This is a genomic window from Streptomyces sp. LUP30 (assembly GCF_001746365.1).
Lineage (GTDB): Bacteria > Actinomycetota > Actinomycetes > Streptomycetales > Streptomycetaceae > Streptomyces.
The window spans coordinates 72,553-97,655 of the sequence record NZ_MJAJ01000019.1; the positions used below are offsets into that span (position 1 = coordinate 72,553).

Annotated in this window: 17 protein-coding genes and 1 pseudogene; 10 read left to right on the top strand and 8 right to left on the bottom strand. The window is 71.6% G+C overall.

Annotated features, from left to right (window positions below):
• The first annotated feature begins 455 nt into the window (after positions 1 to 455).
• Complete coding sequence (locus tag BG482_RS17940) at positions 456 to 1,943, top strand: cellulose-binding domain-containing protein (protein ID WP_069770065.1); 1,488 nt, start codon at positions 456 to 458, stop codon at positions 1,941 to 1,943.
• Between the two features lie 309 nt (positions 1,944 to 2,252).
• Here BG482_RS17940 and rox read toward each other — a convergent pair whose 3' ends face one another.
• Positions 2,253 to 3,680 (bottom strand): rifampin monooxygenase, encoded by a 1,428-nt coding sequence (gene rox, locus BG482_RS17945; protein ID WP_069770066.1) that lies wholly within the window; start codon positions 3,678 to 3,680, stop codon positions 2,253 to 2,255.
• 621 nt (positions 3,681 to 4,301) lie between these two features.
• Between rox and rsgA the strand changes: the two genes are divergently transcribed.
• From rsgA to BG482_RS17960, 3 genes are all read left to right on the top strand, one after another.
• Positions 4,302 to 5,426 (top strand): ribosome small subunit-dependent GTPase A, encoded by a 1,125-nt coding sequence (gene rsgA / locus BG482_RS17950; RefSeq protein WP_069770067.1) that lies wholly within the window; start codon positions 4,302 to 4,304, stop codon positions 5,424 to 5,426.
• A 487-nt stretch (positions 5,427 to 5,913) separates the two neighbouring features.
• Positions 5,914 to 7,299 carry a DNA-3-methyladenine glycosylase 2 family protein gene (locus BG482_RS17955; protein ID WP_069770068.1) on the top strand — a complete coding sequence of 462 codons (1,386 nt, stop codon included), beginning with the start codon at positions 5,914 to 5,916 and terminating at the stop codon, positions 7,297 to 7,299.
• Positions 7,300 to 7,484: 185 nt separating this feature from the next.
• The gene (locus tag BG482_RS17960; protein WP_069770115.1) at positions 7,485 to 7,982 is read left to right on the top strand and encodes a methylated-DNA--[protein]-cysteine S-methyltransferase; all 498 of its coding nucleotides are present in this window, start codon (positions 7,485 to 7,487) and stop codon (positions 7,980 to 7,982) included.
• A 273-nt stretch (positions 7,983 to 8,255) separates the two neighbouring features.
• On the opposite strand, the gene BG482_RS17965 is transcribed toward BG482_RS17960, so the two are convergent.
• Positions 8,256 to 8,738 (bottom strand): DUF456 domain-containing protein, encoded by a 483-nt coding sequence (locus BG482_RS17965; RefSeq protein WP_069770069.1) that lies wholly within the window; start codon positions 8,736 to 8,738, stop codon positions 8,256 to 8,258.
• An 84-nt stretch (positions 8,739 to 8,822) separates the two neighbouring features.
• Complete coding sequence (locus BG482_RS17970) at positions 8,823 to 9,806, bottom strand: helix-turn-helix domain-containing protein (protein WP_069770070.1); 984 nt, start codon at positions 9,804 to 9,806, stop codon at positions 8,823 to 8,825.
• Between the two features lie 1,800 nt (positions 9,807 to 11,606).
• On the opposite strand from BG482_RS17970, the gene BG482_RS45240 reads away from it, so the two are divergent.
• The gene (locus tag BG482_RS45240; RefSeq protein WP_370745814.1) at positions 11,607 to 12,824 is read left to right on the top strand and encodes a protein phosphatase 2C domain-containing protein; all 1,218 of its coding nucleotides are present in this window, start codon (positions 11,607 to 11,609) and stop codon (positions 12,822 to 12,824) included.
• Positions 12,825 to 12,886: 62 nt separating this feature from the next.
• A complete protein-coding gene (locus BG482_RS17980; RefSeq protein ID WP_069770071.1) occupies positions 12,887 to 14,629 on the top strand; it encodes a pyruvate dehydrogenase in 1,743 nt (580 codons plus the stop codon).
• 930 nt (positions 14,630 to 15,559) lie between these two features.
• Here the strand turns inward: BG482_RS17980 and BG482_RS46190 are convergent.
• Entirely contained in the window at positions 15,560 to 16,237 is a 678-nt protein-coding gene (locus BG482_RS46190) for a hypothetical protein (protein ID WP_370745819.1), read from the bottom strand.
• Positions 16,238 to 16,795: 558 nt separating this feature from the next.
• A pseudogene (locus BG482_RS46195) lies at positions 16,796 to 16,933 on the bottom strand (helix-turn-helix domain-containing protein); the annotation flags it as partial.
• Positions 16,934 to 17,204: 271 nt separating this feature from the next.
• On the opposite strand from BG482_RS46195, the gene BG482_RS17990 reads away from it, so the two are divergent.
• The 3 genes from BG482_RS17990 (at position 17,205) to BG482_RS18000 (ending at position 20,259) form a co-directional block, all read left to right on the top strand.
• Positions 17,205 to 17,846 carry a hypothetical protein gene (locus BG482_RS17990; protein WP_069770073.1) on the top strand — a complete coding sequence of 214 codons (642 nt, stop codon included), beginning with the start codon at positions 17,205 to 17,207 and terminating at the stop codon, positions 17,844 to 17,846.
• 410 nt (positions 17,847 to 18,256) lie between these two features.
• Positions 18,257 to 18,766: a hypothetical protein gene (locus BG482_RS17995; protein ID WP_069770074.1), complete on the top strand. Its 510-nt coding sequence runs from the start codon at positions 18,257 to 18,259 to the stop codon at positions 18,764 to 18,766.
• A gap of 995 nt (positions 18,767 to 19,761) precedes the next feature.
• Positions 19,762 to 20,259, top strand: coding sequence for an ATP-binding protein (locus BG482_RS18000; protein WP_079141883.1), 498 nt, complete (start codon positions 19,762 to 19,764; stop codon positions 20,257 to 20,259).
• Positions 20,260 to 20,427: 168 nt separating this feature from the next.
• Here BG482_RS18000 and BG482_RS18005 read toward each other — a convergent pair whose 3' ends face one another.
• Positions 20,428 to 21,480: a DUF2637 domain-containing protein gene (locus BG482_RS18005; protein ID WP_069770075.1), complete on the bottom strand. Its 1,053-nt coding sequence runs from the start codon at positions 21,478 to 21,480 to the stop codon at positions 20,428 to 20,430.
• 426 nt (positions 21,481 to 21,906) lie between these two features.
• The gene (locus tag BG482_RS18010; RefSeq protein ID WP_069770118.1) at positions 21,907 to 22,707 is read right to left on the bottom strand and encodes a (2Fe-2S)-binding protein; all 801 of its coding nucleotides are present in this window, start codon (positions 22,705 to 22,707) and stop codon (positions 21,907 to 21,909) included.
• Between the two features lie 315 nt (positions 22,708 to 23,022).
• Here BG482_RS18010 and BG482_RS18015 point away from each other — a divergent pair, with 315 nt between their 5' ends.
• A complete protein-coding gene (locus tag BG482_RS18015; protein ID WP_256096399.1) occupies positions 23,023 to 24,000 on the top strand; it encodes a GntR family transcriptional regulator in 978 nt (325 codons plus the stop codon).
• A 243-nt stretch (positions 24,001 to 24,243) separates the two neighbouring features.
• On the opposite strand, the gene BG482_RS18020 is transcribed toward BG482_RS18015, so the two are convergent.
• Entirely contained in the window at positions 24,244 to 25,029 is a 786-nt protein-coding gene (locus tag BG482_RS18020) for a hypothetical protein (protein ID WP_069770076.1), read from the bottom strand.
• Between the last annotated feature and the right edge of the window lie 74 nt (positions 25,030 to 25,103).

The following is a 25,103-nucleotide window of genomic DNA, read 5'->3' on the forward strand; positions in this document are numbered from 1 at the left end:
GTCCGGAACGACTCGTCCGGAACGACCCGTTCGGGACGGTCGGTTCGAGACGGTCCGTCCGACCCGTTCGGGACGGTCGGTTCGAGACGGTCCGTCCGATCCGATCCGAGGCGGTCGGTTCGGGATGGTTCGTTCGAAACGATCCGAGGCCGTCGGTTCGGGATGGTTCGTTCGAAACGATCCTTTCGGGGACGGTCGCGTGCTGGACGTCCGCGAAACCGGTCTCGAAAGTTTGCGTCGACGTTGAGCACGAAGCGGTCCGCGTCCGTACAACAGGTCGGAGTGGCGGGCGCGGCCGCCTTCTGCGTTCCTGTCCTGCTGTCCTGACATGACATCTGAACAGGGTGCTTGTCAGTTGTGCGGGAAACGTGAAAAGCTCTGCCCCTGCCGCGAGGTTCCCCCCAACTCCATTGCCGTCGTGGTGAGTTGACCTTGCTTGTGGATGCAGGAGACCCATGCCCGACCTGCCGACCCCGAAGGACGCCGCCGAGGCCGCGCTGTTCTCCGAGTGCTGGGACGCCGTCCTGTCGTACGCGGACCTGTGCACGTCCGGTTCGACCGCGGCGAACCAGCTGGCCCGAGAGGCGTTCGCGCTCGGCATACGCGAGGCCCGCGCCGCCGAGGACGGCATCGCGCGAGGTGCCGGCCGCCGCTCGTCCCGGCTGCCCCGGATCCCCCTGTTGCTGACCGCCGTACGCACCACGGCGGCCGCCTGGGAAGCCCAGGGCCAAGGCCACAAACTCGACCCCGACCTGCGTCTGTGGCTGAACTCCGGCAAGGCCGCACGCTACGTGGGACCGCCCCTGAGTCGTCCCATCGCCCTGCGCGGCCTGCGCGACATGCAGGAACCCGACGCCGCCCTGCTGTGGCTGGCGGAGGTCGAGGCGCTGCCGCTGCACGCCGTCGTCCGCCGTCAGGGCCTGGACCCGACCGCCGCCGTGGAAGAGCTCAACGAAGTCCGAGGCCTGTTTCGAGACCGCTGTCACCGCAACCATCTCGACACGCCGATGGACGCGGAGTGCCGCAGCTACGTCCGGCTGTTGGACGCCGTCACCCGCTCGCCCGCCGCCGACACCCCGGCGGACCTCTCCCGGCACCTCGCCACGTGCGTGGAGTGCGCGGAGGCGGCAGCCTGTCTGCGCCTGCACGGGGGTGGGCTGCCCGCAGCCCTCGCGCAGGGCGTGATCGGGTGGGGCGGCCTCGCCTATCTGGAGCGCCGCCGGCGCGCCGCCGAGGTGCGCCTCGGCCCCGGACGCCCCGACACCTCGGACCCCGAAGGCGCGGCCGAACGAGCCGCCGCGAGCAAGGCGCGCGTACGGCGCAACGCACTGCTCACCGCCGCCGTCCTCGTCTCCGGGCTGGCGCTCGCCGTCTCGATGATGCCGGGCGACAGCGGCGGCGACACCATCGCCAAGAGCGGCCCCACGGACAGCAGTCCGGTGGCCGGGCCGGCCTCCGCCCTGCCGTCCGCCTCACCGTCCACCTCCGCCGCGCCGTCCTCGTCCGGCCCGGTGCCGTCCGCCGACGGCACCCCGTCGGCGGACGGCACCGGCGCCGCGGGCAAGCCCGATCCCGAGCCCCAGGGGACCTCCTCGTCCACCGCGGGCGCCGGGGGGAGCGAGTCCGAGGCGGCCTGCGAGGTCCGGTACGACCTGGTCAACCAGTGGCCGGACGGCTTCCAGGCCACCGTCACCGTCACAACCGCCGACGCCCTCGACTCCTGGCGCGTCGCCTGGTCCTTCCGGGACGGGCAGCGGGTGGACCAGATGTGGGACGCGAGCCTCGCCCAGAACGGCTCCCGCGTCACCGCGACCGCCGCCGACTACAACCGGACCGTCTCCGCGAACGGAACCCTCACCTTCGGGTTCCTCGCCTCCTGGCAGAAGAAGAACTCGGCGCCCTACGCCTTCGCCCTCAACGGAAAGACGTGCACGGCTTCTTGAGGCAGACAGCCGACCCAGGCCGCCCGGCCTGGATGAGGTACGGGAGCCGATGCCTGCCGGTGTCGTGAGGGCGACGGACAACCGGTCCGCCGGGCTTGCTCTCCTTGCCACTCTCAACCTATGGCGCGAGCCGGTCGGGCCGGTCGGCACGCGGTTGTCGTCCGGGCACGTCGTCCGGCCGGGTATGTCAACCGGGCGCGTGCTCCGGCCGGACACGAGTCCCGGCACCTGTTCCGGTCGGGAAGGTGGTCCGGTCGGGCACGTCGTCCGGCAGCCGTTCCGGTCGGGCATCGTAGGCGGGCATCCGGTTCAGACGGCGGCGGCGCCGAACCACTTCTCCATCCTGCCGGCCAGCTCCTGCTGGTCTTCGCCGACCCACGCGACGTGGCCGTCCGGTCGCAACAGAACCGCGGGTACGTCCAGCTCCTCGCTGACGTCGACGACGTGGTCGACCCGGTCCGCCCATCCCTGCACCGAGAGCCGGCCGGTCTGGTCGAGCAGCAGGCCACGGCCGGCGTGCATCAGCGGGTACAGGCGCCCCCGTTTCAGTTCCACGTCGCGCAGTCGCCGTCCGAGCAGTTCATGGCCCTCACCGAAGTCGTAGCGGATATCGACCGCGGTGATCATCCCGGTCACGTACCGGTTCACCTCCTCGAAATCCATCAGCGTGGACAAGAGCCTCCGCAGCGCGATCGCACCCGGGTGGGTCCCCAACAGCGTGATCTGTGCCCGGGTGTTGTCGAGGACGCGGGCGCCCACCGGGTGCCGTTCCTCCTCGTAGCTGTCCAACAGGCTTTCCGGAGCCCAGCCGTTCACCTCGGCGGCCAGTTTCCAGCCGAGGTTGAACGCGTCCTGGACGCCGAGGTTGAGCCCCTGGCCGCCGGTCGGCGGGTGGATGTGCGCCGCGTCGCCCGCGAGCAGCACGCGGCCCACCCGGTAGCGCTCGGCCTGCCTGGCAGCATCGCCGAACCGGGACAGCCAGCGGGGTGAATGCATGCCGAAATCGGTTTCCGCCACGGCCCGCAACTGTTTCCTGAACTCTTCCAGGGTCGGCGGGGTGGCGCGGTCCTCGGCCACGCCGTCGGCGGGCACCACCACGCGATACGTCCCGCCCTCGAGAGGGATGACGCCGAACCGCGACTGAGTGCCGCGGACCTCCTCGACGACGGCCGCGATCGTCGCCGGGTCCTCGGTCGCCTCCATCTCGCCCAGCAGCGTCTCGACCGTTGCGGGCGTGCCGGGGAAACCGACGCCGAGCAGCTTGCGCACGGTGCTGCGACCGCCGTCGCAGCCTACGAGATAGCGCGAGCGCAACCGCGTGCCGTCCGCCAGCTCGACGGTCACCTCGTCCTCGTCCTGCCCCAGCCCGACGACTTCACATCCGCGGCGGATCTCGGCGTCGAGTTCAAGGACTCGTTCGTTGAGCAGTCGCTCGGTGTCCGGCTGGGGGATGGCGAGGCCGTAGGGGTGAGCCGTGTCCAGCCGCTCCGGCCACGGTTTGGCGATACCGCCGAAGAAACCGCCTACCCGGAATTTCTCCGTACTCGCGAGGAACCGGTCCAGCAGACCGCGCTGGTCCATGATCTCGACGCTGCGCACGTGCAGGCCCTGGCCGCGGGACTCCCCGGTCGGCTCGGCCAATTTCTCCAGGACGACCGTTCGGACTCCGGCCAGCCGTAGTTCGGCAGCCAGCATCAACCCGGTCGGTCCACCGCCGACGATGACAACGTCGATCATCACAACCCCAGGGTTCGTAGATTCCTGCCTCGACCGGGAATTCTCGGTGATGACGGGGGCCTTGCGGCAAGCCCCTCAGTGCGCTATAGGTTGAGAGTGGCAAGGAGAGAATCACTTCCTTGCCTTTCTTTTTGTCGCCTGTCACGCCGGATGGACGGTGGCCGACGCAGCCGTGGCGACATCTCTGCCGTTACTGCGCTCCTCGCCTTCATCGCCTTTGTTGTATCGGCCGCTTTCGTTGCGATGTCCGCCTTCGCGGCCTTCGCGGCATCCGATGCATGTGCAGTCCGTGCCAGTTGCGCTTGCTGCCGACACCGGATCCACCTGCGGTTTCGTGAGTCGGAAAATGAGTGGCAAGCGGCTACTGCCGTCCTTATCCTGAGTGAGTCCTACGCGGGGCCGAGTCGGCCGCCGCGGTGAGCCGTGCGAGGAACAGGGGGTGTGACCGATGACTGTCGCCACGAGGGGCGCTGCGCGCAGCGACCAGACGTTCGTTCACTCCACCTCCGCGGTCTCCGGCTGACCGAATCATCCGCTCCGTTCCCTTCTGCTTGATGTACGTGAACGCTTTCACGTGCTGGAGCGGAGCGCTGCCGAGGCTGCCCCTGTGAAGGGTCTCCCTTGCATTTCTCTTCTTCATCGGTTTCTTCCCACCCTCTCGCCGCCTATGGCTGGGACGAGGGCTGGGAAACCGAGTTCATCCCCTATTCGGTGCATAATCTGCTGCCCGGCCGCGTGGTGCGCGTCGACCGAGGTCTGTGCGACGTCGTCACGGCGACCGGCGTCGTCCGCGCCGACACCGAGTTCGTCGTGCCCCGCGATCCGATGAAGGTCGTGTGCACGGGGGACTGGGTAGCCGTCGACCCCGGCGGCAGCGATCCGCGATACGTGCGAACCCTCCTCCCGCGCCGTACCGCCTTCGTGCGCTCCACCTCCTCCAAACGATCCGAGGGACAGATCCTCGCCGCGAACGTCGACCACGCCGTCGTCGCGATGTCCCTGGCCGTCGAACTGGACCTCGGCCGTGTCGAGCGGTTCCTGGCCCTGGCCTGGGAGTCCGGCGCCCAGCCCGTCGTCGTGCTCACCAAAGCCGATCTGGTGCCCGACCCGGTGGCGTTGTCCCACCTGGTCGAGGACGTGGTGGCCAGTGCGCCCGGCGTGCCCGTGCTGACCGTCTGCGCTCGGGAGGGAGAGGGCGTAGAGGAGTTGGCGGCACTCGTCGGGCGGGGCACCTCCGTGCTGCTCGGGGCGTCCGGCGCGGGCAAGTCCACACTCGCCAACGCCCTCGTCGGAGACGAGGTGATGGACGTCCAGGCCACCCGCGACATGGACGGCAAGGGACGGCACACGACCACCACCCGCAACCTGCTGCCGCTTCCCGGCGGTGGCGTGCTCATCGACACGCCTGGGCTGCGAGGCGTCGGACTCTGGGACGCCGGTGGAGGCGTCGGCCAGGTGTTCTCGGAGATCGAGGAGTTCGCCCGGGACTGCCGGTTCCACGACTGCGCGCACGACGCCGAGCCGGGGTGCGCCGTGCGGGCCGCCGTCGAGGACGGCGACCTGTCGCTGCGCAGACTGGAGAGTTACCGCAAACTCGTCCGGGAGAACCAGTGGATCGTCGCCAAGTCCGACGCACGCAGGCGCGCCGGCGTCCGTCAGGACTGGAAGCGCAGGCAGGCGGAGGGGCGTGCGGCAGGGGAGGCGAAGCGGGGCCGGGGGCCGTGGCGGCCTGCACCACCGCAGTAACCGTGCGACTGGCGGTTCGCTAGCCGTAGTTTGCTGCGTAACCGGTTACTCCTCGGGAAGCGGTTACGCCGCGAGTCTTGGTCGGTAACCGGTTTCATCCCGGGTCGCGACGGGCCTTCGTTGCGAAGGCGGTTTCTTTTGCGTAATCGGTTTCCCTTTGCGTGACCGGTTACGCGCCGTTTCGCCCCGCTCGTGTGGGCAGGGTGGCTCAGGTGGCTCAGTGGCCCGGACGGTTCGGACGGTTCGTGCGGCGCAGGCGGCTCACCCGGCTCAGGCCCTGCCCACGCCTATTCCGGCCTTCAGGGATGCATGCCTTTCGCCGCGCCCCGGCGGCAGACGGAACGGATGGCAAAGTGGCAGAGCGGTGTCGATCGGGCAGGTGTCGTGTCGATCAAGCGACGAGGCCGGCGGTTGCCTCTCCGACGTCACCAACGTCACGTCCGATTTCCGCTAGCAGGGTGTTCGTCGCGGGCTGAGACTGGGACCCATGACGGACCAGGAAACCCGCTACGAAGCGGTCCGCAGCAGGGATGCCCGGTTCGACGGCGAGTTCTTCTTCGCCGTCGAGACCACTGGGATCTACTGTCGGCCCAGCTGCCCGGCCGTGACGCCGAAACGTCACAACGTGCGGTTCTTCGCGACGGCCGCCGCCGCGCAGGGCTCGGGTTTCCGGGCCTGTCGGCGGTGTCGTCCGGACGCCGTGCCGGGGTCGGCGGAGTGGAACGCGCGGGCCGACGTCGTCGGTCGGGCCATGCGTCTGATCGGCGACGGAATCGTCGACCGGGAGGGTGTCGGCGGCCTGGCCGACCGGCTCGGCTACAGCGCCCGTCAGGTGCAGCGGCAGCTCACCGCCGAGCTCGGTGCGGGGCCGGTCGCGCTGGCCAGGGCGCAGCGCGCGCACACCGCGCGGGTCCTGCTGCAGACGACCGGACTGCCGGTCACCGAGATCGCCTTCGCCGCCGGGTTCGCGAGCGTGCGCCAGTTCAACGACACGGTCCGGGCCGTGTACGCGACGACCCCGACCGAGCTGCGGGCCGCCGTGCGCGCCCCGCATCGTACGGCCACGCCCTCGGCCGGGATACCGCTGCGACTCGCGCACCGGGGCCCGTACCACGCACAGGCCGTGTTCGACCTGCTGCAGCGTGAGGCCGTGGGCGGGGTGGAGGAGGTGAGCGGGCCGGTCGGCCGGCGCACTTACCGCCGTACGCTGCGGCTGCCGTACGGCACCGGGATCGTCGCTGTGGACGAGCGGGCGGGGGCCCCGGGCCGGCCGTCGGCCGTCCATCCCGGCGGGTGGCTCGACGCCCGGCTGCACCTCACCGACCCGCGTGACCTCACCACTGCGGTCCAGCGGCTGCGGCGGCTCTTCGACCTGGACGCCGACCCGTATGCCGTGGACGAGCGCCTCGGCGCCGATCCGCGGCTCGCCCCGCTGGTCGCCGCCCGCCCCGGGTTGCGGGCGCCGGGGGCGGCCGATCCGGAGGAGTACGCGGTGCGGGCGCTCGTCGGGCGGGTCCCGGCTGAGCGGCTCGTGCGCGCCTACGGCAAGGTTCTCGACGCCCCTTGCGGGACTCTCACCCATCTCTTCCCCGAGCCGGCGGTCCTGGCGGAGTCCGAGCCCGGCGGCCCGCTGGGGGCTCTCGTCGCCGCCCTCGCCGACGGCGCCCTACGCCTGGACCCGGGCGTCGACAGGGACGACGCGCAGGCCGCGCTGCTGGCCCTGCCCGGGCTGGACGCTGCGGCGGTCGCGGCGATCCGTGCCCGCGCGCTTGGCGACCCCGACGTCGCGCCGCCCGGCGCGGACGTCCCCGACACCTGGCGCCCTTGGCGCACGTACGCCCTGCACCATCTGCGCGCCGCGGAGGAACGATGACCGACCTGACGGACCTGACCGAGCCGACCGATCTCTCCCAGCCGACCGAGCCGACCGAGCTTTGCCGGCCGACCGAGCCGGCCGACCTTTCCCAGCCGACCGAGCTGACAGACCCTGTCGAGGTGTCGGAGCCGACCGAGCGGCCTCACCCGAAGGTGGGAGACCCGGGGGAGCGGGCGGAGGAGCTGACGGCGTACTGGACGAGGGTGGAGAGCCCGCTCGGCCCGCTGCTGCTCACCGCCGATCCCGACGGTGCGCTGACGTCCCTTTCCGTGCCCGGGCAGAAGGGCGGGCGGTCCGTGCGGGCGGACTGGCGTCACGATGTCGGGCCCTTCCGCTCGGCACGGGAGCAGCTCGACGCCTACTTCGCCGCCGACCTCGAGGAGTTCACGCTTCCCCTGCGCAGCGACGGCACCGCGTTCCGCGAGCGGGTGTGGGCCGCCCTGGACTCGGTCCCGTACGGGGCGACCACTACGTACGGTGAGGTCGCCGCTCGGGTCGGCGCCTCGCGGATGGCGGTACGAGCGGTGGGCGGCGCCGTCGGGGCCAACCCTTTGTTGATCGTGCGGCCCTGCCACCGGGTCATCGGTGCTGACGGCTCACTGACCGGATACGCGGGCGGTTTGGACCGCAAGGTGCGACTGCTGACCTTGGAAGGCGTGCTCCCGACACCGTCGCTCTGACGGCGGAGCCCGTTCCGAGTCTGCGGAGCCTGTTGCGAGTCTGCGGAGCCCGTTCCGAACCTGTCGACGGTCGGCACGGCCACCGCGGTCGCCACGGCCGTCCGGCGACTGTCGGCCACCAGGGACAGTCCGCCATCTGGAGCCCTCCACTCCTCGCGACCCGCGACCCGCGACCCGCGACCCGCCACCTGCGACCTGCGACCTGCGACTGTCCACGGCGGGCGCCTGTCGGGGCGTCCACCGGGACCGGGGCAATTGCTGCGTCGACGTCAGTCAGCCCCACAGTTCCGCCCCCAGCCACGCCCCCGCGATCAGGAGGCAGGTGAACAGTTCTGCCAGTACGCTCCAGCCGCCGGAGTGCATCGCTGTGCGAAGGGCTGCGCGGGCCTCGCCGTGGCGGCCGAGGCGGAGGCGTTCGGAGAGGTAGATGCCGCCCATGAAGCCCGGGATCGCGCCGAGCACGGGCAACAGGAGAAATCCGAGAAACGCGCCGACTCCCGCGTACACCGCCATCCGCGGGGTCGCGCCGCTCGCCCGCAGCCGGCGAGGAGGGAGGGCCCAGCGCAGCACCTGGGACAGAAACAGCGTTACCGTCGCCCCGACCAGCACGAACCAGGAGACCGGGCGCGGATCGTCCAGCGCCCACCACAGGACCGCGGCCCATACCAGCCACGATCCCGGGACGCCGGGCACCAGCACTCCACACAGGCCGAGCAGAATGACCAGCCCGACCAGCAGGAGTTCCCACACTCCCATCTGCCCAGCCTGCCCGAGCCGGAGACAACGCGCAGGTCAAGGCGTACGGCTGTACGGCCGTGAAAACGCCGGCAAGCGGTGTCGTCACCGTTCCCGGGTCACCCAGCCGCGTTCATAGGCGTGCCAGCCCAGTTGCAGCCGGGTCGTCGCTCCTGTCAGTTCCATCAGCCCCTTCACCCGGCGCTGCACGGTCCGCAGCCCCAGATCGAGCTGTTTGGCCGCGCTCGCGTCGGTCATCCCGGCCAGCAGTAGGGAGAGGATTTCCAGATCGGCGGCGTCGGGCGTGGCCGGGTCCCGCTCGGCGACCCCCGCCGTCCCCAGGCGCAGCGGGAGCGCCTCCCGCCACACCGACTCGAACAGCCCCGAGAGCAACTCGAGCAGCCCGCTGGCGTGCACCACCAGCGCGGCAGGCTCCGCGGAGCGGCCGGTCAGCGGCACCAGGGCGAGCGAACGGTCGGCGACCACCAGCTTCGTCGGCACGGCCTCCACCACTCGCACCTGCTCGTCCCGGGCGAGCGCGGCGGTCAGTTCCCGCATACCGTCCGGCTGGTCGAGCACGGCCCGCTCCAGCACCACGCGGTAGCGCACGCCGCGGGCCGCGGCCCGCTCCTCGGCGTCGTTCTCGCTGCTGGTCACGGCCACCGGAGAGCCGGTGACCAGCGCGCACACCTCGTCGCTCGCCCCGAGCTGAAGCTGCAGGAAGCGCTGGGCGACGGCGGCGGCGCCCGTCACCACCTCGACCAGGTCGTGGACCGCCGGTTCGGCGGCGGCCGCCCGGTACTCCTCGGCCAGCAGGGCGGCCGCCAGCTCCGCCTTGTCGAGCTCATGCCGCTGGTGGGTGAGCAGAGCGCCCAGGGCGACGCCCGGCGGCGCGGCGACCCAGCGTCCCGGCCGGCCCGAGGACTGAGCCGCGAGGCCGTGCCGTTCCAGTCGGCGCAGCGCACGTTCCGTTTCGTGCTCGCCCAGGGTCAGTCGGCGTGCGAGATCCGGCACGTCCGCGGCGCCCACCGACACCAGCGCCCGGTACGCCGACTCGTGCGCCTCGTCGAGTCCTATCGCTCCCAGCATGGGTGCCGTCCCTCCTCCTGACGTCCCGTGACTGGCGGACCGACGTCCCGTGAGTGGCGGGAAGCAGCCACGGCGTAAACCCGCCGCCGCACATCATCGCCGTACCGACGGTCACTCTGCCAATGTGTGGCCACGGCGGGAACACGTGATCATCCATCGATCATCCACGGTGGGGGTCCGGAAACGCCGTGCACACCCGGATCGGCCCGGCCGCCACGCCGTGCTCCGAGGACTGCGAGACGTGATCCGGGTTCGTGACGCGCAGGGGCGCAATAGGGGACTCGAGCCCTGGTCACCCGCGTCGCCGGGCGGTTCTCCCGTGGGGGGTGGAACCGCCCGGCGGCCACCGTCACGCCTCGCCCGGCACAGCCGCCGAGCGCTGAATGCATCCCCCGCAAAATCGTTCGACACCCGTGGCGTGGCGCATTTTCCGGATGCCCCGTTTTCATACGGCCCGTGCGGTGGACAATTGGCGGCATGAGCCAGCAGGGGGGAAGGCCCACCGGTCGCGAGGACGACTGGTGGCGGCAGCTGTACGAAGACGCCACCGAGGACACGGGGCCCGCGCCCGCCGCCGACTCCCTGGACGACCGCTTCGCCTCGGCTGCCGGAGCGGTGCGTTCTGCGGGCGGGACGGACGGCGCGCGCCCGGGCGACGGCGACCGCGTCGACCGCGCCGGCCCAGGCGCCCCGGAGGGCGAGCGGGGCCCGGACGGCATACGGGAGCCGGAGGGCGTGCGGGATCCGAGAGGCATGCGGGACCGGGACGGCATGCGGGGCCCGTCGGCCGGACGCCACGCGGACGGGGTGCAGGGCCCGCCCGTCAGGCGCTACCCGGACGGCGACGAGGCCGACTCGTCGACCCCGCGTGATGCGACGGCCGATGCGGTGGGCGACATGGGCGACGTGGGCGAAGTGGGGGGCGGTACGGCGGACGGCGAGGCCGGCTCCAGCGCCGTCGATCCGCTGCCGTCGCCGCGCGCCGAACGGTCCGGCTCCGGCGCACCGGCCGATTGGTGGACCTCGCAGGGCATGAGGTCGTCAGGGCCGCCCTCATCGTCGGAGGCCACCGTTCCGCAGCCGAGAAGCCGACCGTCCGCCGCGCCCGCCGTCCCCGGCGCGCCCGGCGCGGGGCGCGACTCCGGCGGGCGGAACACCGGCGTGACGGACAGCGGCTCGGGCAGCGCGCCGGCCGCCGCCCCCCGCGGCGCCTACCGAGGCGCCGGAGACGACGGTCCGGACGCCCGCGGCGATGCGTGGACCGACGCCAAGGAGGGTGCGGGCTGGGGCGCCCGGGCGGAACCACCGCCGGACGGGCCGCCCGACCCCGGGGACCTCCCGCCGGATCCCCTGGACTTCCCGCCCGGTCCGCTGCCGCCGGGGTTCGCCGAGCAGCCGATCCGGGACGCAGGCCCCACGGCCTCCAGGTCCTCCACGGCCTCTGGGTCCTCCACGCCCTCCGGGTCCTCCACGACCGACGGCGACACGTCGCCGCACGCGGCGTCCACCGGCGTCGAAGGACGAACGTCGCAACCACCCTCACCTGCAGCACCTCCCTCACTCCAGGGACCCCCCTCGCCCCTGCGCCCGCCCTCGGCGACCCCTCCGCCCGCGACGCAGACGACCCCCCGGTCCGAGCCCGCTGTCGCACCCGCCGTCCCAGCCCCGCCAGCCGCACCTGGCACCCCGGCCGCTCCTGCCGCCCAGACCGCGCCTGCGACACCAGCCGTACCCCCTGCGCCCGCCACACCTCCTGCTCCTGCGGTCTCGCCCGCGCCTGCAGTCCCCCCTGTCCCCGCCGTGGCGCCGCCTCCACCCCTGCAGCCGCCCGTACCGGCCCATGCCCCGCCGCCCCCGACGGCCCCCACCGCGTACGCCGACGGCCCGGCGCCCTCCTTCAGCCCGGCCGGTTCGTCGTCCGCCGCCGCCCCGGACCGCGGCCAGGGCAGCGCACCTGCTCCGATCCCCGCCTCGGCCCGCGCCCACGACCGGGCTGCCGAGCCCACTCCGCCCGACCACCCGCCCACCGTCCTCGCCTTCCCCGTTCTCCCCGCCTCCAAGGACTACGTCGGTTCCGGGCCGCCCACCTACGACGCCGAGCCCACCGCTCTCCCGGCCGCCGACCCGGACGAGTTGGACGATTTGGTCGCCGACACCGTCCTGGACGGCGCCCGGTACGGAGCCTGGGCGCTGCGGGCGGCGTCGGTGCGGGGCGACTCCGCCCGGTACCGCGGAGAGCCACGCCGGGACTCGTTGCTCACCGCCCGTTTCGGGACGGGCGAGCACGCGCTCATCCTGGTCGCGATGGCGACCGGCGCCAGGGCGACTCCGGGCGCGCATCGTGCGGCCGCCGAGGTGTGCCGGTGGATCGGGCGGGCCGTGGGCCGCAGCCATGTCCGGCTCGCCGAGGACATCAGGGCGGCCCGGCGCGGCGATCTGAAATCGGGTCTGCACCGGCTCACCGACCGCAGCCTCGGCCGGCTCCGTGCCAGCGCCGCGGAACAGGGGCTCGAGCCCGAGGAGTACGCGGCCACCCTGCGCTGTCTGCTGCTGCCCGCCGACCCCGACTGCCGCACGCGCGTGTTCTTCGGGGTAGGAGGCGGCGGACTGTTCCGGCTGCGCGGCGGCGTCTGGCGGGACATCGAACCGCAGGTCGGTGAGGTGGCCGGCGAGCCGGTCGTCGGCTTCGGGTCGCTGCCGGCCGAGACGCCCGAGGGCGACCGGCTCACCATGGACCTGGGCATCACCACGCCCCCCAACCCCTACGATCCCGACCCCGGGCCGCCCCGGGCTCCCTTCCGCTTCCGGGCGTCCGTAGCCCGCCCGGGTGACACGCTCTTGATGTGCACCGGCGGACTGGCGGACCCCCTGCGCGGGGAGCCGGGACTGTCCGCGCACCTGACGGGCCGCTGGTCGGACCCCGCCCCGCCCGGCCTCGCCGCCTTCCTCGCCGACACCCAGGTGAGGGTGAAGGGCTATGCGGACGACCGTACGGCCGCGGCCGTCTGGGAGGCGTGAGCGCGCCGCCGCGCCCACTGTGGAGGGATCGACCCGAGGAAACCGAAGGGGTGCGTCGATCCATGGCCAAGCAGAATGTCGCCGAGCAGTTCGTGGACATCCTCGCCCGTGCGGGTGTCAAGCGCCTCTACGGCGTCGTGGGGGACAGCCTCAACCCCGTGGTGGACGCGGTGCGACGCCATCCCGGCGTCGACTGGATCCACGTCCGCCACGAGGAGACGGCCGCGTTCGCCGCTGGCGCGGAGGCCCAGATCACCGGGAGGCTCGCCGCCTGCGCGGGCTCCTGCGGGCCCGGCAACCTCCACCTCATCAACGGCCTGTACGACGCGCACCGCTCCATGGCCCCGGTACTCGCCCTGGCCTCGCACATCCCCTCCAGCGAGATCGGCCTGGGCTACTTCCAGGAAACCCACCCGGATCACTTGTTCCGCGAATGCAGCCATTACTGCGAGCTGGTCTCCAACCCGAAACAGATGCCTCGGTTGCTGCACACCGCGATCCAGAACGCCGTCGGCCGCAGCGGCGTCAGCGTCGTGTCCCTGCCCGGTGACATCGCCGACCGGCCCGCGCCGGAGAAAGCCGTCGAAACCGCTCTCGTCACCGCACGCCCCGCTGTCCGACCCGGCGACGCCGAGATCGACGCACTCGTCGAGATGGTCGACGCGGCCGGCAAGGTCACTCTGTTCTGCGGCAGCGGAACAGCCGGGGCGCACGCCGAGGTGATGGAGTTCGCCGGGAAGATCAAGTCTCCGGTGGGGCACGCGTTGCGTGGAAAAGAATGGATTCAGTACGACAATCCGTACGACGTCGGGATGAGTGGTCTCCTCGGGTACGGCGCCGCCTACGAGGCCACCCACGAGTGCGATCTGCTGATCCTTCTCGGAACCGATTTCCCCTACAGCGCCTTCCTTCCCGACGACGTGAAGATCGCCCAGGTCGATGTGCGGCCTGAACACCTCGGCAGACGCTCGAAGTTGGACCTCGCCGTATGGGGTGACGTGCGCGAGACCCTGCGCTGCCTCATCCCGCGCGTGCGGGCCAAGGAGGACCGGCGCTTCCTCGACCGGATGTTGAAGAAACACGCCGAGGCGCTGGAGGGGGTCGTAAAGGCGTACACGCGGAAAGTCGAGAAACACGTTCCCATCCACCCGGAGTACGTGGCGTCCGTCCTCGACGAACTCGCCGACGACGACGCCGTGTTCACCGTCGACACCGGTATGTGCAACGTCTGGGCCGCGCGGTACCTCACGCCCAACGGCCGCCGTCGTGTCATCGGCTCCTTCTCCCACGGCTCCATGGCGAACGCGTTGCCCATGGCCATCGGCGCGCAGTTCACCGACCGCGGCCGCCAGGTCGTGTCGATGTCCGGCGACGGCGGTTTCTCCATGTTGATGGGCGACTTCCTGACCCTCGTCCAGTACGACCTGCCCGTGAAGGTCGTACTGTTCAACAACTCCTCACTCGGCATGGTGGAGTTGGAGATGCTGGTCGCGGGACTGCCCTCCTACGGCACGAGCAACAAGAACCCCGACTTCGCCGCGGTGGCACGTGCGTGTGGCGCCCACGGTGTGCGCGTCGAGAAACCCAAGCAGCTGGCCGGTGCGCTGAAGGACGCCTTCCGGCACAAGGGACCGGCCCTGGTCGATGTCGTCACCGACCCCCATGCCCTCTCCATTCCGCCGAAGATCAGCGCCGATATGGTGACCGGCTTCGCGCTGTCGGCCTCGAAGATCGTCCTCGACGGGGGAGTGGGGCGCATGCTGCAGATGGCTCGCTCCAACCTGCGCAACATGCCCCGCCCCTAGTGCTCCGACTGTAGATCGCTCTTGGACCGCTGGTGGCTACGCTTTCCGCGGTTTGCGTCGCTTGCCCAAGCTGGCGTGGGGCCTGTCCCGGGCCGGTGTCGTCGCGTCGAACTGGGCTTTGCTGGACACGGTCCGTGGTTCAGGCACGAGCGTGGTCGCGGTCGACCGCTACGGACTGCCGAGGCCCAGCCGACCGTGGGCCTGGTCTCGTCGTAGTGCGCAGCGAATCGTGCGACTGTGATGGTGGGCGTCCGGTAGTTCAGGCTGCGGACGTGTTCGAGGAACGTCACGGGCAGCGAGACGTGGTGGGTTTGTCCGTCGATGACGTCGTGTCCGGCTTCCATGACGTCGATCAGGACGTGGCCGGCGTCCAGACAGGTCACCACGTCTGCCTCGTCCGGCGCGCCGATGGGCCGTACGGCATCGCGGATCTCCGTTCGGCCGGCCGGAGCGGTTGTCGAGTTCGTCGTAGAAGCCCAGCAGTCCCAGCACTGCTTTCCCTTCGACGAGGCTTTCTCTCCGGCGAGCCGTTCCGTCCTGGCACAGCGGCTGGTGCGGGCGCCGTTGGTCATCGGTGTGCGAGGACAAACGATCATACGGTGGCCGCAGGTCACAGCGCAGACCTGCCCGTCGGCAGGAGGTGTACGAGGACTTGATGGACCGCATCGCGGGCAGGTTCGCCGGGGACGATCCTCGACGCCTCCTCGACGCCGAAGACGGCACCTGGTGCTGGGGCTGCTCGCGGACGGTCCCCGGTACCCCTGACGCCTTGGTCCGGGTCGCGGGATCACACCCTCTCAACCGACGGCGGTCAACGGGCGGCGGTGAACCGACGGCGGTCAACGGGCGGCGGTGAACCGAGGCGGTCAACGGGCGGGGCTGACCGGTGAGGTCGAACGGTGGGGCCGACCGGCGGGGCGGTAGGTGAGGTCAGTCGGTGACCGGGAGCCAGTGGCGGTCGCCGTCGTCCGAGCCGTACCAGTAGCGGGGCAGTCCCTTGATGCTGGTGGTGCGGAACGGGCGGCCGTGGTCGTCGATGCGGACCGTGCCGCTTCGTCCCTCGGAGGACCAGTCGAGTTCGAGGTACCAGCTGCAGTCGCAGCCTTCCGTCCGTGCCGTGACCAGGAGCACCTCAGGATGCTTGCTGGACACGCGGTAGGGCAGGCGCACCGCCGGGATCGGCGTGTCGACGTCGGCGCCGGCGACCGACCGCGCACGGGGGCGGTCCTGGTCGAGGTCGACCGCGAAGTAACGCTTGCTCAACGAGCCCCCGCAGCCAAGCTCCATCGCGTACACGGTGCCGGGCGCCGGGGTCGCGCGTCCGACGACCTGTACGCGTAACGCCGTCAACGTGACGGCGGAGGTCCTGCGTCCCTGCACCGTGATCTCCACGTTCGTCTCCCGCCCGTGCACAGCGCCCTGCGCCGATGCCCAGGGGCCGGCGTCCTGCGCCACCGGAGGCGGCGGGACCTGCGCGGGCGCCTTGTCGATGACGTAGTCATGACCGCAGCCCTGCGCCCAGATCTGCGAGTCGACGGTCAAAGTGAGCGGTTCACCCGAGGCGGGGGCCGTCGGGGCGCCGCCGGCGGCCGGGGCTGCCTCGGCCACGGGCGAGGTCCTGTCGGGATGGGAAGGGCGTGAGGACGAAGGCGAGGGGATGGCGGGCGCCGCAGAGGCGGGAGCCGGGTTCGGAGTCGGTGCGGAGGAGCGGCCAGGGACGGCTGCGGGGAAGGAGACGGCGGGGGACGCGGCGGAGCGGGCCGCGTCGTCCGGCTTCGAGGGGAGGTTGCCGCCCGGTAGTGCCGACAACGTGCCCAGGGTGGCGAGGAGCGCGCACGCGGCGCCGACGAGGACGGGAGTGCGGCGGCGGTACCAGCGGTCCGGCGGTACTTGCGGCGAAGCCGGTTTCTGAGTTGCCGTGACCGCCGAAGTCCCGACTTCCGCGTCCGCCGAGGCCCCGCATGCGTCGGGTGCCGGAGGTGGTGCAGGCGCGCCGCCTCTTTCCGCTGTTTCAGTAGTTGCTGCCGTTCCCGCTTGCTCCGGTGTTTCTGCGGCCGTGTCCCGCGGCCGCTGTCGTGCCGCCGCTGCTCGAAGCCACCGTCGGTGCAGTTCGAGGCGTTCCTCGGGCGTCGCACCGCAGAACTCCGCGAGTCGTTCGACCGGGGCGAAATCTTGTGGAAGCGCTTCCCCGGCGCAGTAGCGGTGCAGGGTCGAGGTGTTCATGCCCAGGTGGCGCGCGAGGGAGCCGTAGCTGCGCTCGGTGCGTCCCTTCAGTTCCGTCAGCAGCGACGCGAACTCCGTCATATCGCTCACACAGTCGTCGGTCGACACCGGTCCCCCGTGCTCGTCCGGCCCGGGCGGTCATCCCAGGCACTCGTATACCTGCACGTCAGATGGCCTGGGATGGTTCCACCACGGCCGATCGGGCGAAGACCGTTGCAGCGCGCCGGGGAACCGCCGATGCTCTTGGTGTCGCACCGACCAGGGCCGGAACCGACCGACCGGACCTGCGGCGACCACCCACACCCAGGCACCCACTCAGCACTCACTCAGCACTCACTCACGGGGGACACCCATGCCCAAGCGCATCCGAGCGGCCACACTCACCACGCTCACCGGACTCACCGCACTCACGGGCACGGGCCCCGCCTTCGGCGCCGTGCTCTCCCCACCGGCGGGTGTCGCGGCCTCACAGCGGCCGGGCTTCCTTTCGGCTGCGGACCTCCCAGCGCGCCCTCGTTCCTCCTGGCGGGCGGGCAAGGTCACTGCCGGCGCGTCGCCCGACGTGGAGACGGACCGCTGCCTCGGCATGGCACTGGGCGACGGCTCCAATTCCTGGTACCGCGACTTCCGGACCGACCTCGACACGAGCGCCCGTCAGGTCAGCGTCCAAGCGCCGAGCGTCAGCGCGGCGAAGGGCCGGTACTCGCGGATCACCCATGACATCAAGTCCTGCGCCGGGCGCATCGAGCAGGCCGACCCCGAGGTCGAGGCCACGCTCAAGGACTACGGGCAAATCGACATCGAGGAGGGGGCCCACGTCTACGGGCTGCACACCGAGACGTCCTGGGGCGCGACCGACATCCGGCTCCTCTCCGTCGGCCGGGACGGCACGAGGGTGACGGTCGTGGACTGGGGCCAGATGGGCGGCTTCGGCGACGCCCCGGTGAAGGCGTTCAAGAAGACGACCGTGACGGCCGTCGCCAAGCTCCGCTGACGGTTAGGCGGGCAGCACGGTCCCACCGGCCGCCGCCCCACACCACCGACACCACACACCACCATCCGTAGGACCCGTACGACCCGTAGGACCCGTAAGCCCTGCGGGCCGGCGCGACCGAGACTCCGCACGACCCGTACGGCCTGTCCCGTGCGACCCGTACCGCCTGTCCCGTGCGACCCGCGCGGCCAGCAGGATCCGTGCGAGATGCACAACCGGGCGAGACGTACGAACCGTGCACTTCACGAGCCACTGAGAAGAAGGGGCCGCCGCCTCTCCCGCCACGGGGGTCGGGAGAGGCGGCGGCCCCGCACGACCGCATCACGAGCAACCGCACGACCACGCAGTACACAGACCACAGACCACAGACAAGCACAGACGACCACACGAGAAACACGGGGAAAACGGACATGACGAACGACGTCAACAGCCCGGCCGGCACCATCGGTAAGAGCGCCGCTCGCCTGCGCACCACCCGCCGTACCGCCGTCGCCGCCGGCCTCGCGCTGGCCCTCGGACTCGGCGTGACGGCACAGGCGTCCGCCGGCGGCCCGCGCAGTGTCAGCGGCAAGTCGTCGGACAACATCACCCGCGTCGCCGACTTCTACGGCGCCTACATCGACGCGGTGACCGACGAGGGCGGTGGCGACCTCGCGGACGCCCTGCGCAAGCACTACCTCACGCCGGCCTTCCAGAAGGAACTGAACGCCTGGGAGGAAAGCAACCACGCCGACGGTGTTCTGCAGGCCCAGAACGTCCCGCTCGCCTGGAAGGTCACCGACAACGGCACCGCCGACTACACGGAGGCCGTGGTCACCCTTACGTGGAGCAGGAACCAGACCACCAAGCTCATCGTCGACGTGACCCGCGGCACCCACAAGATCTTCCACATCGGCACCAAGGGCATCAAGGGCAGCTAGTCGCCGGAAGCGGCGCGCGAGGAACCGCAGAGATCAGGCCAACCTCGCGGCCGCGGGAACCGAGAAGGCTGTGGGGACAGAGGGGGACCCGTGGTCAGGCAGTCGGGGTGCGTCCCGGACGCCAGACCAGGGGTCCCCCTCATCCGCCCCTGATTCGCGCGCCCCTGATCGCCCCTGATCCGCCCCTGATCGGGAAGGTGCTCTTCGAACCGCTCTTCGTCCCGCGGTGTTCGCCACACTCCTTCCGCGCATACGCCGAGGTCGGTAGGGGGCCCTCGGCAGACAGAACGATCCCCGGCGGTCAGCGGGCCACCCGGGTGTGTACGTCTCGGGGGTGCTGACGGCCAGGTCGGAGGCCACACCGAGCGACCGATGCACCGGCTCACCTCCGCTTGCGAAGGAGGCGAGCGTCGGAGCCGGTCGCGCGGGCGCGCGCTCTTCAGGGGTACGCCCGCGCCGTCGTGCGACGTGCTCGCCGTCCGGACGCCCGGGCCGGCGGCCGCCGACTCCGCAGCGGGGCGCCATTTCCGTCCGTCGGCCGGACCGCCGTGCCAACAGTCGTCCCGTCAACCGGAATCGGCACCTCGACCAGGGCTTTCCCTCTGCCCCCGGTGCCGAGCTCGGACGGGCACCGAGCCGGCCCGCGCGTCGAGCGGCGCGGCAACCGCTCGCCCGGCGACCGTCACACGACGCCGCCTGCGCCCCACCGGCCCCGGTGACGCACCAGCCGCACCACGTGCATGAGCTGGAACATCGTTCCCCGCCCACTCGCTCGCACCATCGTTCGACGATCGCCCCCGCCCGCCGCGCTCCGCCCCGGACCGGGCTGCCGACCCGCCGCACGCTGTCCGGAGCCCTTCGACCGCTCGTCCGAACATGGCCGAACACCTGGTCGTTGATGATTCGACATGACTGGCGTGGTGTCGACCGGGCAAGGATCCACGTGAACGTGTTCGAGCAGGAGGGGAACCGACATCGACACGCGGGCGGGGGTCATGGAGAGGCAGGCACGGAGAAGCGGTCCGACGGCGGTCGTGGGCGGCTCGGCGACGAGACGGACGGGGAAGGCCGGGGAGGACACGACCGGAGACGCGACAGATCAGGACGGGGCGTCACAGCTCAATCGTCGGCTCGGGCGGGCGGACCTGCGGGCGGTGCCCGAGGCGCGCCGGGCGCTGCGGGAGCTGTTGGAGGGGTGGGGCAAGCCCGGCCGGTCGGAGACGGCGGAACTGCTGACCAGCGAACTCGTCACCAACGCGCTGGTGCACACCGACGACGACGCGGTCCTGACGGCCACGGTCTCGTCGTCCGGTCTACGGGTCGAGGTGCGGGACTCCGTCGCCCGCCGCCCGCGACCGACCGCGCCGATCGCCGACGAGGGGACGCACGGGCGGGGTCTGGTCCTGGTCGAGTCCCTCGCGGACACATGGGGCGTACGGGCCCAGGGCGGCGGCAAAGTCGTCTGGTTCGAACTGGGCGCCGGAGCCGCTTGAGGCCCGCGAAGCTCGACGGTGGACGCAGCGGACGTGACGAAGTCGCGGCGGCGGATATCACGCGACCGACGTCGAGCGACGGACGGGAAGCGACGGACGGGAAGCGACGGACGGGAAGGGGGCGCGACCGTTACGGTCGCGCCCCCTTCCCGTCTAGCTGCCTGGCCGTCAGCCGAACTGCTGCTCCAGGTCCTTGAGCTTGCGCTCCAGGGAGTCGAGGCGCGGCAGCGCCATGGTGTCGTCCTCCGCCGTGAGGTCGACGGTCATCGATTCGGAGCCGTGGCGAACAGGCTGCAGGGAGGGCCGTGACCGCACGGGCAGCTGCTCGGCCGAGTTCGCTATGGCAGGCTCCGCGGGGACACGCTCGGCGGTGGCCCGCTCCAGGGCTGCCTGGGCCTCGACCTGACGGCCGCCGCCGCGGCCGGGGAAGCGGCCGTGGCCGCGGCTGATCGCCTTCAACTGCGCCCGCTCGACCCGCTGCTGCTCGCGACGACGCAGCTTGGTCTCCTCCTTGCGGGCCTTGTCCTCGCGGACCTCCTCGACGGCCTCGTCCAGGCTGCGCACGCCCTCGAGGAGCATCAGCGACCAGGCCTTGTAGGTCTCACGGGGGGCGCGAACCCAGCGCACGACGCGGATCTGCGGCAGCGGACGGGGCACGAGACCCTGCTCGCGCAGCGCCGCCCGGCGCGTCTGCTTCAAAGCCCGGTCGAAGAGCACGGCCGCGGAAAGGGACATGCCGGAGAAGAACTGCGGGGCGCCGTCGTGGCCCAGGCCGCGAGGCGCGTGAACCCAGTTGAACCAGGCCGCAGCCCCCGCGAACGTCCATACGAGTATCCGGGAGCCGAGTGCCGCGTCACCGTGGCTGGCCTCGCGGACCGCGAGCACGGAACAGAACATCGCCGCGCCGTCCAGGCCGAACGGCACCAGGTATTCCCAGCCGTTGGTGAGTCCGAGGTTCTGCTGGCCGAAGCCGACCAGGCCGTGGAACGAGAGTGCGGCGGCTACGGCCGCACAGCAGAACAGAAGGACATAGGAAGCGGTTCCGTATATGGCTTCCTTGCGCCTGCGGCGCTCCTCGGTGCGCTCCCACGAGTCGTCCGCGCTCGCGCTCGCCCCGGAGGAGCGCTTGCCGCGCGCGAGCACCGCCACCGCCGCCAGCATGCCCAGGAGCAGTACGGCGCCCGGAAGCAGCCAGTTCAGCGATATGTCGGTAAGTCTCATCTGGGGTCCCTTGCATTGGGATAGGGCGTAACGCCCGCCATAGTGGCCCAATCCCGCCGTCCCTCAGGGGGTTTCGGGGCAAGAGGCCGCCAAGGAGGTGCAAGGGGATGCCCAGGGCGACGTTCTGCTCGAACTGCCGCTTGAGGGGCGGGAGTTGAGTTCGAATAAGACTACCCGTAAGGGTGGTTCCACGGAAAGTTCCCGTGGCACGTGAGGAATATGTGAATCGCCTGTAACCGTACGGGAGTCTCGTTCGGGTGATCTTACGGGACGCACGATACGGCCCCGTCCTCGGGGTCGCCCTTGAGGGGCGGTCAGGAGTCGAACACAAGCACGGAGCGAGGGCGCGCGACGGAAGGGGCGGGTGACGGCTGAGGGTGGGGCGAGTAACCGGGTGAGAGAAAGCCGGCAACAGCTGAGGCGACGTCAACTGGCGGCGACCGCGGCCATCGTCAGCTTGGCGACGCGGTCGGCGTCGCGGGTGCGCGGGCAGGAGACGCACGTGTCGTCGGGGCGCACGGTGTAGAACATGCAGCAGCTTGCCCGGTCCCGGGTGGGCAGGGATTCGCCGTCGGGGCCGGTCAGCTCGCGGAAGGCGGCCGAGCCGACGTAGGGCCGCGTGGCCCCTGGTGGCAGCAGCTCCAGCTCTCGACGCGCCCGCTCGTGTTCATCACTGCCGAACAACTGGGCGACGTACCAGAGCCCCTCCACGACCTCGTCGGTCACCATGCCCCACAGGGCGCGGCCGCGCCGCCGGGTGTGCGGGCCGAAAGCGGCGAGCAGCGGTTCGTGGTGCTCGGCTATCGCCGCCCGGACCTCCGCCCGCAGGGCCTCCTCGTCCGGGACCACCTGGGCGCCGGGTGCGAGGGCCGCCGGGTCGCCCGGCAGGCAGGCGAAAGAGGAGGGCGCGCGGACGGCCATCCGCATGCCGTCGCCGGTGCGGTCGTACGAGACGTGCGTCACAGGAAGTCGGGGCACTCGTCGGTGCAGAAACCACGGGACGGTGATCAGCAGACAGGCGGGCCAGGCGTAACGGTGCAGTCCGAAGCCGGCCACCACGTCCGGCCGGGCCTTCCGGCCGTAGTCCCGGACGACCTGAGCGTCGTCCCAGGCCAGAAACGTTTCCAGGGCTGCGCCACCCTCGGCCAGCTCGGCTGCGGTGACCCATCCGCCGCCCCGGGGAAAGGGTTCGGTGGGCTCCAGCTCCGTGACGGTCAGGCTCGGCATGACCTGCGCCAGGCGGTCGTAGGCCTCGGCCGTGATCGACGGTGCTGTGGCCGACGGCCGTGTGGCCGAGGGTCGGGTCGTCAACGATGCCGTGGCCGACGGGGCTGGGGGCATGCCGGTACCGCCGTTTCGAGAGCGTTTACAGGTAAGCCTTACCTTACTCACTCTTTGCCGGGGGTTCCCGGGGGTCCCCGTGTCCGGCCGGGGAAGAGCCCCCCATTACCCCCAAAGCGGGGTGTGCGCCTAAGGTGCTTGACGGACGAGTAACAACCAGTCGTAATGACCCCAAGTACCGACAAGGCCGGAGGAGGCCCCGTGGAGTCGAGCGTGCAGGGCTCCACCGGCACGGAGACCCCGGCCGCGCCCGGGGCCGACGGCCGTGCCCGGGTGCCGGCACAGTCGCGCTCCGGCTCCGGCTCCGGCTCCGGCTCCGGCTCCGGCTCCGTCGAATATGGCGGGTACGGAGGCCGCGGTGCGGACGGAGGGTACGGCGAGGGCCCTGACCGGGAACGATGCGAGCCGGTGGACGCCGCACGCGGTGAGCACACGCACAGTGAGACCCCTTCCCTGGCTCTCGGCTTCACTCCAGCGGCAGCGGCAGGGGCAGAGGAATCGACAGGGGCAGGGGCAGCGACAGGGGCAGCGGCTTCCGGGCCTTCCCGCCCTGTGATCCAGCGGGCTTCGGTGCGCGGTCAGATACTCGACGCCCTGCGCACCGCGCTCGTCACCGGTGAACTGCTCCCGGGCGAGGTGTACTCCGCCCCGGTCCTCGGCGAACGCTTCGGCGTCTCCGCGACGCCCGTCCGCGAGGCGATGCAGCAGCTGGCGCAGGAAGGCGCCGTCGAGGTCGTTCCCAACCGGGGGTTCCGGGTGATCGTGCGGGGCGCGCGCGAGCTGGCCGAGCTCGCCGAGGTACGCGCCCTGATCGAAGTGCCCGTGATGCTGCGGCTCGCCCGTACGGTGCCCGGCGAGCGGTGGACGGAGCTGAGGCCCCTCGCCGAGGCGAGCGTCCGTGCGGCGGCCACCGGCTGCCGCGCCACGTACGCGGAGGCCGACCGGATCTTCCATCGGGCGCTGCTCGCCCTCTCCGGCAACGAGCAACTGGTCGCGATCGCCGACGATCTGCACAGAAGGTCGCAGTGGCCGCCGGCCGGCGGGCCGACACGGCGCGGGCGGGCGGACCTCGTCGCCGACGCTGCCGAGCACATGTCCCTGCTGGAGGCGCTGGCGGCGGGCGAGTTGGACGTGGTGCAGACACTGGCCCGGGAACACTTCGCAGGCTCGAGCGGCTGAACGTCCCCTCCCTCGATGCGGCTTGACGCCCGGCCTCCTCGATGCGGCTGAACGTCCCCCGGGCATGGCTGAACGTTCTGAGAGCCGGAAACCATGGGCTGTACAGCGGGAGATCCGCGGCGCCGGAGACCGGAGATCCGCGGAGCCGGAGGCGGAGACCGGAGACCCGCGGAGCCGGATGCGGAGACCGGAGACCCGCGGAGCCGGAGTGCGCTGGAGCCCAAGGCTGCTGGGGTCGCGGGATCACACGCCCGACGGGCTCGGCGTCGCCGGAGGAGTCAACTGCCGTGCCAGCCAGGTCGGTACGCCGCCCAGCAGCCGGAACAGCCGTCGCGCCTCCTCCCGCAGCCGCGAGGCCTCCGGTTCGACCTCCGCGTCGGCCAGTGACGCGAGCGCCGGAGCGGTGCCCACCAGGTAGCCCAACTCCTCCCGGATGCGCAGGGATTCGGCGAAGCCGTGCCGGGCCTCGGCCACCTCGCCGTCCCGCAGGGCGAGTCCGGCGAGATGACGCCAGGTGAAGGACAGCAGCAGGGAGTCCGAGTGCGCGGCGGCCGCCGTGTGGGCGCGCCGGTACGCGGCCCTCGCGGCCTGCGGGGAGCGCGAGATGTTCTCCGCGAGCAGGCCCCGGCGGAAGTCCAGCAACGCCCGGCCCGTCGCGTCCGGCGGGATCAGCGCCGCCGCCCGGCCCAGCGCGGCCCGCGCCTCGTCCACCCGGTCGCGCACCCCGTGCAGCGTGGCCGCGTAGGCAAGTTGCCCGCGTTCACAAGCGGCCGCGCCGCGCTCCTCGTCGTCGTGGGCCAGCGCCTCGGCCGTGCGCAGGGCGTCCTCGGCGTCCTGCCAGCCCTGCTCGGTGTAGAGGCACCGTTCGACCAGCAGCGCGGCTCGCTGGATCGCGCCCGCGGCCGTGTCGGGTGGGATCAGGGCCGCCGCGTCGGCCCAGCAGGCGCGCGAGCGCAGCCGCCATACCGCGGTCTGGAGGGGATCGTCACCTGAGGTCGTTCCGGTACCAGACATGGCGGAATGCGCCACGTTGCCCTCCCCGAGCGCGCCGTCGAGCTTTGAGTGGTGGCCGCATCTCAGCACGGATCGCGGCACCGGGCCAA

Bases quoted from the DNA above. Each gene is read 5' to 3' on its own strand.
- BG482_RS18000 (WP_079141883.1), top strand. From the start codon at position 19,762: ATGGAGAGGCAGGCACGGAGAAGCGGTCCGACGGCGGTCGTGGGCGGC.
- BG482_RS17965 (WP_069770069.1), bottom strand. From the start codon at position 8,738: ATGGGAGTGTGGGAACTCCTGCTGGTCGGGCTGGTCATTCTGCTCGGC.
- BG482_RS17990 (WP_069770073.1), top strand. From the start codon at position 17,205: ATGCCCAAGCGCATCCGAGCGGCCACACTCACCACGCTCACCGGACTC.
- BG482_RS17955 (WP_069770068.1), top strand. From the start codon at position 5,914: ATGACGGACCAGGAAACCCGCTACGAAGCGGTCCGCAGCAGGGATGCC.
- BG482_RS17980 (WP_069770071.1), top strand. From the start codon at position 12,887: ATGGCCAAGCAGAATGTCGCCGAGCAGTTCGTGGACATCCTCGCCCGT.
- BG482_RS18005 (WP_069770075.1), bottom strand. From the start codon at position 21,480: ATGAGACTTACCGACATATCGCTGAACTGGCTGCTTCCGGGCGCCGTA.
- rox (WP_069770066.1), bottom strand. From the start codon at position 3,680: ATGATCGACGTTGTCATCGTCGGCGGTGGACCGACCGGGTTGATGCTG.
- BG482_RS17995 (WP_069770074.1), top strand. From the start codon at position 18,257: ATGACGAACGACGTCAACAGCCCGGCCGGCACCATCGGTAAGAGCGCC.
- BG482_RS17970 (WP_069770070.1), bottom strand. From the start codon at position 9,806: ATGCTGGGAGCGATAGGACTCGACGAGGCGCACGAGTCGGCGTACCGG.
- BG482_RS17940 (WP_069770065.1), top strand. From the start codon at position 456: ATGCCCGACCTGCCGACCCCGAAGGACGCCGCCGAGGCCGCGCTGTTC.
- BG482_RS18010 (WP_069770118.1), bottom strand. From the start codon at position 22,707: ATGCCGAGCCTGACCGTCACGGAGCTGGAGCCCACCGAACCCTTTCCC.